Origin of the sequence: Vibrio splendidus, assembly GCF_003345295.1 — a bacterium.
Classification (GTDB): domain Bacteria; phylum Pseudomonadota; class Gammaproteobacteria; order Enterobacterales; family Vibrionaceae; genus Vibrio; species Vibrio splendidus_K.
This window is the reverse complement of sequence record NZ_CP031055.1, coordinates 431,089-442,857: the sequence shown is the minus strand read 5'-3', so window position 1 is coordinate 442,857 and position 11,769 is coordinate 431,089. Positions and strand designations below refer to the sequence as shown.

9 protein-coding genes and 1 riboswitch are annotated in these 11,769 nt (G+C 45.9%); of the genes, 6 read left to right on the top strand and 3 right to left on the bottom strand.

All coding sequences use genetic code 11. From position 1 onward, the window contains the following. Window positions 1-44: 44 nt before the first annotated feature. Window positions 45-1,040 (bottom strand): TDT family transporter, encoded by a 996-nt coding sequence (locus tag DUN60_RS01865; RefSeq protein ID WP_017074190.1) that lies wholly within the window; start codon window positions 1,038-1,040, stop codon window positions 45-47. A gap of 162 nt (window positions 1,041-1,202) precedes the next feature. Between DUN60_RS01865 and DUN60_RS01860 the strand changes: the two genes are divergently transcribed. The 6 genes from DUN60_RS01860 (at window position 1,203) to dapD (ending at window position 6,755) form a co-directional block, all read left to right on the top strand. Then, entirely contained in the window at window positions 1,203-2,099 is an 897-nt protein-coding gene (locus tag DUN60_RS01860; protein WP_114633051.1) for a LysR family transcriptional regulator, read from the top strand. 88 nt (window positions 2,100-2,187) lie between these two features. Continuing rightward, entirely contained in the window at window positions 2,188-2,481 is a 294-nt protein-coding gene (locus DUN60_RS01855) for a YebG family protein (RefSeq protein WP_004735185.1), read from the top strand. Between the two features lie 155 nt (window positions 2,482-2,636). Further along, window positions 2,637-2,721: riboswitch (Fluoride riboswitch) on the top strand. Between the two features lie 194 nt (window positions 2,722-2,915). After that, on the top strand, window positions 2,916-3,608 hold the full coding sequence (locus DUN60_RS01850) for an iron-sulfur cluster assembly scaffold protein (RefSeq protein ID WP_114633050.1): 693 nt from the start codon (window positions 2,916-2,918) through the stop codon (window positions 3,606-3,608). Between the two features lie 24 nt (window positions 3,609-3,632). After that, window positions 3,633-4,622, top strand: a complete 990-nt coding sequence (locus DUN60_RS01845) for a GGGtGRT protein (protein ID WP_017098031.1) — start codon at window positions 3,633-3,635, stop codon at window positions 4,620-4,622. 232 nt (window positions 4,623-4,854) lie between these two features. Further along, the gene (locus DUN60_RS01840; protein ID WP_017074186.1) at window positions 4,855-5,496 is read left to right on the top strand and encodes a MarC family protein; all 642 of its coding nucleotides are present in this window, start codon (window positions 4,855-4,857) and stop codon (window positions 5,494-5,496) included. A 227-nt stretch (window positions 5,497-5,723) separates the two neighbouring features. After that, window positions 5,724-6,755 carry a 2,3,4,5-tetrahydropyridine-2,6-dicarboxylate N-succinyltransferase gene (gene dapD / locus DUN60_RS01835; protein WP_114633049.1) on the top strand — a complete coding sequence of 344 codons (1,032 nt, stop codon included), beginning with the start codon at window positions 5,724-5,726 and terminating at the stop codon, window positions 6,753-6,755. A 109-nt stretch (window positions 6,756-6,864) separates the two neighbouring features. On the opposite strand, the gene DUN60_RS01830 is transcribed toward dapD, so the two are convergent. Then, window positions 6,865-7,398 (bottom strand): DUF3332 domain-containing protein, encoded by a 534-nt coding sequence (locus tag DUN60_RS01830; RefSeq protein WP_017074183.1) that lies wholly within the window; start codon window positions 7,396-7,398, stop codon window positions 6,865-6,867. Between the two features lie 264 nt (window positions 7,399-7,662). Beyond that, window positions 7,663-11,589, bottom strand: a complete 3,927-nt coding sequence (gene purL, locus DUN60_RS01825; RefSeq protein WP_114633048.1) for a phosphoribosylformylglycinamidine synthase — start codon at window positions 11,587-11,589, stop codon at window positions 7,663-7,665. Window positions 11,590-11,769: the final 180 nt, after the last annotated feature.

The window sequence follows — 11,769 nt, the reverse complement described above, 5'->3', positions numbered from 1 at the left end:
ATACTGAAAACTTAAGGTCCGTTTATCTTTTGAACTATTGCTTCTTACAATCTACTGCCTACCGCGCTTAGTACACGATGAGGTTTGTAATTCATGTAATAACGAACCGCCACATAACCCACTACAAACGTTGCCACAATCAATTCTAGATACGCTAGGTTGAAGACTTGATCCACATAGTGAGTTTCCACACCAACAGTTTGCATCCACGCTGCCAATTTGAATAACGCCGTTGCACCAATCACGATTGGGAATGTAAACGCCGCATAGCCAGGGCTGAAAGGCAGACGAAGTAGTTTGAAAAACGCGATGTAGATAATAAACGTCATTAACACTGCAATGCCAAAGAGTAACCCAATGATCACTGGCGAAGGATTTGCCGTCACCGTTAGGTAGCCTGCTAAAGATAAACTGGCTGGTGCCGCCATAATCGCAATCGTTGGTTTTGCTGCGTCAGGCACTTCATGAGAGAAGATCAAACGGTAGATCATGAGAGGTAGCATTACAGCATAAACCAATAAGCCAAAGACTAAAGTCGCGTGAGCAACGGGTTCTAAGATCGGGTTACCTGAAAAAGAAACGTCTGCCACGATAATACCGATTGGTGGTACAAACCAACTTGGCACCATGTGGTGGATCTCAAAGTTTTTAGCTCTGTGGTATAAGAAGCTCACCAAGAACACGACATGTAACGCTACCGAAGCCAACCACATTGCTTCTTGAAGAAACGGAGATATTGGAGCCAATGAAGCAGACACAACCATGCAACCCATCGCGAAGGTTGGCACAACACTACCCACAACAGGGTGAGCAAGGTCTTCACGTAATAAGTGGCCGTGAATCAAAAATTTCACAGCTAAAACAAGAAGTAATACCGCAGCCATGCCAGCACTGATCCACTGCACCAAACCCGGTGTGTGTAAGATACCTTGCGCGACTAAAACACCATCCCAGCACCAGCCTAAGCTTGCGATTGCTAGTGCTAACCCTGCCATGGGTGTTGGAGCTCCTGTTAATCTATATTTAATACGTTGAATCATGTCAGCCTCTCTTAAACTTAATTCACTAAACTTGTGAACTCATCAGCTTGTTGAAGCCATAATACGCTTGCGCTTCGTTTAACAATATCCAATTATATATAACAAGTGTTCATTAATTCTGAACGATATTCATTCCACCAGCAGTGCAAAACTAGGAACCTGATGGCTAATATTTCAATCAAACAACTCAAAGTGTTTGTCACCATTACCCAGCATTCGACGCTTACCGCCGCATCGGAAGCACTGTTTTTATCCAAGGCAGCTGTCAGCATGGCGCTGGGCGAAATGGAGAAACAGCTGGGTCACTCTCTATTTGACCGGGTCAACAACCGATTAATTCTCAATCAAGAAGGACAAAAGCTGCTTCCTTTGGCTGACGAGATTCTTCACAGAGCCGCAGGCATCGATGTTTTGTTCCGAGATGACCAACCATTAAGTGGCAATTTAAAGGTTGGCGCGAGTGACACGATTGGTAATCAGGTGGCACCTTTTATTTTGTCAGGCTTTAGAGAGCGTACTCAGCATCAAGATCAGAGCTTGTTCATTTCAAACAGTGCGCTGATATGCCAAAAGTTGGTGGATTATGAACTGGATATCGCGTTAATTGAAGGAAAAACACTCCATCCGGAGTTGATCTCTAGCCAGTTCAGTAGCGATGAAATGTGTATTATCGTTAGTAATCAACACCCTCTCCTTTCTCAAGACAAAGTTGCATTGCAAGATTTAGAAGGCAGCCATTGGATACTGAGAGAGTCAGGTTCAGGAACTCGCGAGTTTTTCCTGCGTGCTGTCGCGCCTCGTATTGAGCATTGGTATGAGTCCTTTGAACTCAACACCACCGAGGCCATCATCAATTCAGTTTCTGCAGGGCTTGGGCTCGCTTGTTTATCGAGGTTAGCCGCACAACGAGCGATTGATTCCGGCCGAGTAAAAGCACTCGATGTCCCGCTCGACATGAAACGCCGATTCTGGATGCTGGTGCACAAAGACAAATATCAAAGCCCGCTGCTGAAATCTTTCATGGGTTATTGTGAAGACTGGGCTACACATCAAGATTGAGGCCGTATTGTTAGGGCTCCAACTGGACTTTTAGCATCAGAAACTGTATAAAAAGCCAGTAAAATTTATCAAACTTAGAGGATTAACCATGGCTGTTATCGTCAAGTACGTGGTCGAACGCAACGGAGAAGAGAAAATGACTTTTACCTCTAAAGCCGAAGCTGACGCATACGACAAAATGCTGGATATGGCTGATGAGCTTTTTGAACTGTTAAGCAAAAGCGATTTAGTTGAAGATGAAGGCAAGCAAGAAGAACTTGCAATGTACCTAGCGAAGAATAAAGAAGAAGTTCTTTACGCACTAGGTGCTAAGCGCAAACCAGCTCCGAAAAAAGAAAAGAAACTTGAAGCTGTTGAAGACGCAGAAGAAGATGCAGCATAACTAGCTGATACCTTTCTAAAAAACGTCAATAATGCCTCTAATAAGAGTCCGTTGTTGGCGTTTTTTTATACTTATTGAAATATAATGAAGCTTGTTTATAGTCGAAATCGCTCTAAACATTCGCTTGCACAAAAGTGTGATAAAGATCTAATCTATAGTCATCAGGTGATGGGGTTCCACCTAAGCTTTTGCTTCAACCGCCCGTTCTTTTCGAACAGTGCTAATGACTCCTACAGAATCGAAAACAGGTAATACTGTTGGATGTATCGCTATTCCTCCATTTTGAAATGGACTTAGTCTATTAAGACCGAGCTTCATGACGCCTTTGGATTACCGATACTCAAGATCTGTAGTGAATTAGCCGCACCTCTTCCAACACGTCCTGTTTTCTCAACGCCCTAGGTCTTAAATGGCTCTATCAGTGAGAAAACATTATGCACTACTCTTCAGAAATTCAATCAATGTGCCCTATTCAAAGGGGTGATCTTCACACTTCAGCTCCAATTCCAGTTGAAGGCGCTATGGTTAGCCCAAAAGATGTCATCGCTATTTCTGGCTTAAGCCATGGCGTAGGCACTTGTGCACCACAACAAGGTGCAGCCAAACTGACGCTAAACGTAAAAAACGGCATCATCGAAGAAGCGCTAATCGAAACGATTGGTTGTTCAGGCATGACTCAATCAGCCGCGATGGCAGCCGAAATCCTCACTGGAAGAACCATTCTTGAAGCCCTGAATACTGACTTAGTGTGTGACGCTATTAACGTAGCCATGCGCGAAATCTTTCTGCAATTCGTTTACGGTCGAACTCAGTCTGCATTCTCTGAAGGCGGCCTAGAAATTGGCGCTGCATTAGAAGACCTAGGTCAAACACAACGCAGCCAAGTGGGTACTAGCTACTCAACCGCAGCAAAAGGTGTTCGTTACCTTGAATTAGCCGAAGGTTACGTGACCAAGCTTGCACTTGATGACCACAGCGAGGTGATTGGCTACGAGTATATCAACCTCGGAAAAATGATGAAGGCGATCAATCAAGGTGTACCAGCCAATGAAGCTGCTGACCTTGCGACGGGGACTTACGGTCGCTTCGATGAAGCCGTAACCACCATTAACCCACGCCAACAATAATTTTTGCCAATTTAGAGGAAAGATATGATGAACACTCAATTTAATGAATCAGTAACTCGCGTATTGGCAGAAATGAACTTCGACTCTTTAGAGCAAGCGAACCAATACTGTAAAGCCCACAACGTTGATCCAAAAGCATTAGTGATGGACACTCAACCTATCGCATTTGAAAGCGCTGCCGATGCCTATATCCTTGGCTCAGCACTCGCGCTATTTCGCAAAGCCACCAGCGCAGAACAAGCAGCGAATATCATTGGTGAAGGTCTTCAAGCATTCACCAAACCCGGCAGTGTTGCAGAGCAGCGCCAAGTGGGTATCGGCCACGGAGCATTGGCTGCGCGTCTTCTAAATGAAGAAAGCCATTGCTTTGCTTTCCTTGCGGGCCATGAATCTTTTGCTGCTGCAGAAGGTGCGATTAAAATCGCACTCAACGTCAACAAATCACGTCACAACCCATTGAAGGTAATACTAAATGGTCTAGGTAAAGACGCAGCTTACTTAATTTCTCGCATCAATGGTTTTACCTATGTTCGCACTCAATATGATTACCAAACAGGCGAGCTTGTTGAAACAGAACGTCGCCGCTTCTCACAAGGCCCTCGCGGAGAGATCTTGTGTTACGGCGCTGATGATGTACGTGAAGGCGTGGCAATCATGCACAGAGAAGAAGTGGATGTAAGTATTACGGGTAACTCAACTAACCCAACGCGCTTCCAACACCCTGTTGCAGGTATCTACAAAGCAGAACGTACTCGCCAAGGTTTACCTTACTTCTCAGTTGCTTCAGGCGGCGGTACAGGTAGAACATTGCACCCAGATAACGTGGCAGCTGGCCCTGCATCTTACGGCATGACAGATACCATGGGCAGAATGCACGCTGACGCTCAGTTTGCAGGTAGCTCTTCTGTTCCGGCTCACGTGGCAATGATGGGCTTCATCGGTATGGGTAACAACCCAATGGTCGGTGCGACTGTGGCACTAGCGGTTGCCGTTAGCGAATCTCAAAACGCCTAACAGCAGAGCGGCGTGATTCGAACGTGAGGAACCAAAAGAAATCCGTTAATTAAGAAACCGACAATAACGTACGAATAAATATTTACACCTACTACTAAAACTAAACAGCCAGTATTAACCTGGCTGTTTTTTATCCATATTTGCTCTACGATCTATTCCTAATAGTTATTTATCTATAAGATTAAATGCACCAGTCGCTAAGTATTTAACCCTATATTTTTAAAGGAATAATATGAAAGAGTTGATCATTCATACCATCACCGTGTTCATGGGCTTTTTTGCCATAATGAATCCCATCGCCAATACGCCGATCTTTTTAGGTTTAACGGCTGATAGCAATAGAGAGATGGTGAAGTCGATCGCTTTTCGCTCAGTGCTCATCGCCTTTATCATCGTGAGTACCTTTGCTATTTCCGGCAAGCTCATCTTTGATCTGTTTGGCATCACACTTTACGCACTGCGCATAACCGGCGGTATTCTTGTATTTCTTATTGGTTTTCACATGCTGCAAGGTGACTCGACACACGCCAAAGCAAAAGAGAAGGTCAATTCAGACGCGCAGCAAGATGCAGCATTGAGTATCGCGGTATCACCTTTAGCCATGCCAATACTGGCTGGTCCAGGCACTATTGCCACTGCGATGAATTTTGCCAGCACAGAGGGAATCTACGAAACCATTATTACCATTGTGGCATTTGGCCTCCTCTGCACCCTAACCTACATACTGTTTGTATTCGGCGAACGCTTCGTTAAAGCTGTCGGACCAAGTGCATTGAACGTGATAACCCGAATGATGGGTTTGATACTTGCCGTCATCGGTATGCAGATGCTGATAGAAGGGATTGAACAGGCTTATAAAGCGCTATTTATCTAGAGTAAGGCCATAATTGCGTTGAACTGCGTCATTTTCTCATTGCAGAAAACTATCTCTAAAAAGACAAGCAATATCATTTTACAGACTTTATCCCGATACGCCCTTTCATAACGAGGGCGCTCTCTTTATGATGAACGCAATTAAATTAACTTTGCTAACGGCAGCACTCATTATTCGAGTCACTGCTATGAATAGCAAAATCAAGACTCAACACATGGAGATTCAACATGGCTTACTTTTCACTAGCCTTCGGTACGGCAACCAAAAACCGCGACAATAAAATCATTGAAGCGTTCTTCCCTAACCCACGTCTAAACCCAAGCGACGCTCTTGTAGCGGCTGTGGCTGAAGTGTCAGGTTACTCTGAAGGCAACCAAGCTATCGAAATCTCTGCTGCACAAAGCGCAGAACTAGCGAAAGCATTCGCAGCAAACGATGATGCAGCAAACGCATCTTTCGCAGAAAAAGCAACAGCGTCTGAACAGCCACTTGTTCTTGTTGTTCTTGCTACTGACGAGAAGCCAGCATCTGTTGCCGAAGGCTTCCTAAAGTTACAACTTATCTCTAACCGCCTAGTACAACCACACGGTACGGTATTAGACGGTATCTTCGGTCTACTGCACAACATCGCATGGACAAACGAAGGTCCTATCGACCTTCCTGAACTAGCTGAGCGTCAAATCGAAGCTCGCCTTGCGGGTCGCGCTCTATCTGTAGATTGCGTAGACAAATTCCCTAAAATGGTAGATTACGTGGTACCAACCGGTATTCGTATTGCTGATACTTCTCGTGTTCGTCTTGGCGCACACGTAGGTGAAGGCACAACAGTAATGCACGAAGGTTTCATCAACTTCAATGCAGGTACTACTGGCGTAAGCATGGTTGAAGGTCGAATCTCTGCGGGTGTTGTGGTGGGTAACGGTTCTGATATCGGCGGCGGCGCTTCTATCATGGGCACTCTGTCTGGTGGCGGTACGATGGTTATCTCTATCGGCGAAAACTGTCTACTAGGTGCAAACGCAGGTCTTGGCTTCCCAATGGGCGACCGTTGTACAGTTGAGTCGGGTCTTTACGTGACTGCGGGAACTAAAGTTCGCATGCTAGATAAAGAAGGCAACGAAGTAGAAATCATTAAAGCTCGTGACCTTGCTGGCGTTTCTGATCTGCTGTTCCGTCGCAACTCGATCACTGGTCAAATTGAATGTCTAGCGAACAAGTCTGCGGTTGAGCTAAACAGCGAGCTACACAGCAACAACTAATCTAAGCGCTAGATGCTAGATGCTAGATGCTAGATGCTAGATGCTAGAGAATACGAAGCCGCTGGGGTTTAATCCAGCGGCTTTTTTTATAGCGGTAAAGTTGAGAAGACTATGCTTTTTCTGCTGCTAACTGCTCAAGGGCTTGAATTGAAGTTTCTGAAACGAGCGCTCCATCCATGTAGTAACTAACTTTGTCGCCATCACGAACCCCCATCAGTACAGCTTTTTGGCCATCATTGTAGGTAATATCCATGCGTATGGTGTTTTCATCGATTTGTTGCATTTCGCCTTGTTCGATATGGCGATTGTTGAAGCCAAGTGGGGCTTCTTTCAATGAATCATCTAGGCTGTCGTTCACATCAATCATGGTATCGACTTTGCTATCAAAGATGTGAGGCGCGCCAGTGAGTGGGTTTTTACCTGCCCAGAATTCGATCGAGTTAAATACGATGTAATCGGCTGCGAATGTTAAAGCGTATACTGGAGCAAGCAAGAAGTTGACCCCAGCACGAGCGTAACGGTTGTCCACAACCTCTACGTTGAATTTCATTAATTTCCCAGTAACGGCATTACTACCGACACACCCAGCTAATGACATGACAATCGCTGCCACTGCAACTGCTTTTGTGATTGTTGTTTTCATAGATCCCTCTTATGCCACGATGATTGATTCAGTTTTTGCATAGCCGAACGAAGCTTTCCCTGCACAATTACAGAAATTATCCGCCTAACAAATTGATTCCATAACATTTAGCGTAGTGGAGATTTTTAGAACAGCAAACTGCAAACCTTAATTATTTCGATCAGACTCCTCAAATTTTGGAAATAAAAAAGCGCAGACCTTTCGATCTGCGCTTTTCATTTTTGCTTAACCTAGCCTAGATTAATGCGGCCTGTAAGAAAGTGATTAACCCACATTCTTACGAGCGTTTTGGAACATACGCATCCAAGCACCATTCTCGCCCCAACCTTCTGGAGACCAAGAGTTAGCAACCGTGCGGAATACACGCTCAGGGTGAGGCATCATGATAGTCACGCGGCCATCCGTGGTTGTTAGGCCTGTGATAGCGTTTGGCGAACCATTCGGGTTGTTCGGGTATTGCTGCGTTTGGTTACCGTTGTTATCAACGTAACGTAGTGCAACCGTTCCTGAGTTTTCAATCGCGTTTAGGTGGTCATTGTCACGTACTTCTACGCGGCCTTCACCGTGAGAAACAGCGATTGGCATACGAGAACCTTCCATACCATTGAAGAACACAGAGTCAGACTTCTGAACTTCAACTAGGCTGAAACGAGCTTCAAAACGCTCTGATTCGTTACGAACGAAACGTGGCCAGTACTCTGCACCCGGGATGAGTTCACGCAGGTTAGACAACATCTGACAACCGTTACACACACCTAGAGAGAAAGTATCTTCACGCTTGAAGAAGTTTTCAAATTGGTCACGAGTAGAGTCGTTAAACAGAACCGATTTAGCCCAACCTTCACCAGCGCCAAGTACATCACCGTAAGAGAAGCCACCACAAGCTACAAGGCCATTGTACTCTTCTAGTACCGCTTGACCCGTTAGGATGTCGCTCATGTGAATATCAGTTGCTTCAAAGCCTGCACGGTCGAATGCTGCTGCCATTTCAACGTGAGAGTTAACACCTTGCTCACGTAGAATCGCCATCTTAGGCTTAGCGCCTAGGTTGATATAAGGCGCTGCAATATCTTCGTTTACATCAAAGCTTAGGCTAACGTTCAGACCTGGGTCTGAGTTATCTTTCTTCGCTTCGTGCTCTTGGTCTGCACAGATAGGGTTATCGCGTAAACCTTGCATCTTATGCGTAGTTTCAGCCCAGATAGTACGCAGTTCAGTACGGTTACGTTGGATTACAACGTCTGCGCCAGACTTAATCACTAGCTCATCAGAAGCCGCCCCTTCACCAACAACAGAGCCAATCACATGTGAACACGCTTCTAGACCGTTTGCTGCAAGAGTAGAAAGAACAGCGTCTAGGTCGTCGTTGCGTACTTGGATTACTGCACCTAGCTCTTCGTTGAAGAGTACCGCAAGCGTATCTTCACTATTCTCTGATGCAGATAAAAGCGCTGCAATATCAGCGTTAACACCACAATGACCTGCGAACGCCATTTCTGCTAGCGTTACGAATAGACCGCCATCGCCTTTATCGTGGTAAGCCACAACTTGATCGTTAGCAACAAGCGCTTGAACGCCTTCGTAGAAACCTTTTAGTTGCGCTGCGTTGTCTACGTCTGCTGGCTTGTCACCAAGCTGCTTGTAAACCTGTGCAAGTGCTGTTGCACCCATACGGTTTTGGCCGTTACCAAGATCGATAAGAACTAGAGAAGAATTACCTTTGTCAGTGCGAAGTTGTGGCGTAATCGTCTTACGAACATCTTCAACACGTGCAAACGCAGTGATGACAAGAGACAGCGGAGACGTGACTTCTTTCTGCTCGCCGTTCTCTTCCCACTTAGTCTTCATCGACATTGAGTCTTTACCTACTGGGATAGTAAGACCCAGTGCCGGACATAGTTCTTCACCGACGGCTTTAACCGCTTCGTAAAGACCAGCATCTTCACCAGGGTGACCTGCTGGAGACATCCAGTTAGCTGACAATTTAATGTGTTTGATATCGCCGATGTTGGTCGCTGCGATGTTAGTGATTGCTTCACCAACCGCTAGACGAGCTGATGCGCCAAAGTCTAGTAGTGCTACTGGCGTACGCTCACCAAGAGACATCGCCTCACCGTGGTAAGAGTCGTAGCTTGCTGCCGTTACAGCGCAGTTAGCAACAGGAACCTGCCATGGGCCAACCATTTGGTCACGAGCAACAAGGCCAGTTACCGAGCGGTCACCGATAGTAATAAGGAATGTTTTCTCAGCGACTGTTGGTAGGCGAAGAACACGGTCAACCGCTTCGTTCATCTCGATACCAGAGCGGTCAATCGCAGGGTTGTTCGCTTTTAGCGTTTTCGCGTCACGGTGCATCTTAGGTGTTTTACCTAATAGGATGTCCATTGGCATGTCGATTGGCGTATTGTCGAAGTGTGAATCTTCTAGTTTCAGATCACGTTCTTCTGTTGCTTTACCAACCACTGCGTAAGGTGCGCGTTCACGTTTACAAATCGCGTCGAATGTTGCCATGTCTTTATCAGCAACCGCCATTACGTAACGCTCTTGAGATTCGTTACACCAGATCTCAAGTGGGCTCATGCCCGGCTCATCGTTTGGCACGTCACGTAGATTAAAGATACCGCCACGCTCGCCATCGTCTACTAGCTCAGGAAGTGCATTCGAGATGCCGCCCGCGCCCACATCGTGGATAAATGCGATTGGGTTCGCATCACCAAGCTGCCAACAACGGTCGATAACTTCCTGACAACGACGTTCCATCTCTGGGTTTTCACGTTGTACAGAAGCAAAATCTAAGTCTTCAGAAGAAGAACCAGAATCCATTGAAGATGCAGCACCGCCACCAAGGCCGATGTTCATTGCTGGACCGCCAAGAACGATTAGGCTTGCACCTACTGGGATCTCTTTCTTCTGAACATGATCATCACGAATGTTACCTAGACCACCAGCCAGCATGATTGGCTTGTGGTAACCACGCACTTCTTCACCTGCGTGAGAGTTTACTTTCTCTTCGTAAGTACGGAAGTAACCTAATAGGTTTGGACGACCAAATTCGTTGTTGAATGCTGCGCCACCAAGAGGACCTTCAAGCATGATATCCAGAGCAGTAACGATACGGCTCGGCTTACCAAAGTCAGTTTCCCAAGGTTGAACGAAGTTCGGGATCTTAAGGTTAGATACAGAGAAAGCAACTAGACCCGCTTTTGGCTTACCACCAATACCTGTCGCGCCTTCATCGCGGATTTCGCCGCCTGAACCTGTTGACGCGCCCGGCCATGGAGAGATTGCCGTTGGGTGGTTGTGCGTTTCAACTTTCATCAAGATGTGTGTTTTCTCTTGGTGATAGTTGTACTGACGAGTTTCTGGATCTGGGAAGAAACGACCGACTTCAGAACCTGTCATTACCGCTGCGTTATCTTTATAAGCAGACAGAACGTGTTCTGGTGTCGTTTCAAAGGTGTTCTTAATCATCTTGAACAATGATTTTTCTTGCTTAACGCCATCGATAGTCCAATCAGCGTTAAAGATCTTGTGACGACAGTGCTCTGAGTTCGCTTGTGCAAACATCATTAGCTCGATGTCAGTCGGGTTACGACCTAGCTTCTCAGTGAAGCTTTCAAGAAGGTAATCAATCTCATCTTCTGCAAGAGCTAGACCTAGGGTAACGTTTGCTTTTTCAAGCGCTTTACGTCCGCCAGTTAGTAGGTCAACTTCCGCATAAGGAGCAGGCTCAGCAACAGTGAACAGTGCCGCTGCTGATTCGAAGTCAGTGAAAACCACTTCCATCATACGGTCGTGCAGAATTGCTTTCAGCTCAACAAGTTGAAGCTCAGAAAGTTCAGAAGAGGTTTCAATGTAGAAAGCAGTACCGCGCTCTAGACGTGACACTTTAGCCAGTCCGCAGTTGTGTGCGATATCTGTTGATTTTGAAGACCAAGGCGAGATAGTGCCTGGACGTGGCGTTGCAAGCAGCAATAAACCTTCAGGTTCATGCTCTTCAATCGTTGGACCGTAAGTCAGTAGCTTTTCTAGCTTCTCAACTTCAGACTCATCTAGGTCTGTCGTTAGATCAGCAAAGTGGGCAAACTCAGCGTAAATACCTGTTACAGGTAAGCTTAATTCACGACAAAGCTCTAAAAGCTTGTTAACACGAAACTCAGATAGAGCTGGGGAGCCACGCAAAATTCTCATGTGCTTACGTCTCTTATGCAGTTGATTAAGGTAGTATTGGAATAAATTCAGTGGGTTATAGGAACAACCTAACTGTTTTCTTCGAAGCTATTCCCGAAGGTTGCCAAACCTATGCCGATTCCACCTCTTCAATGCGAGCGCATTATAAAGCATTTCTTTTTGTGACGTAACACCAAAAGC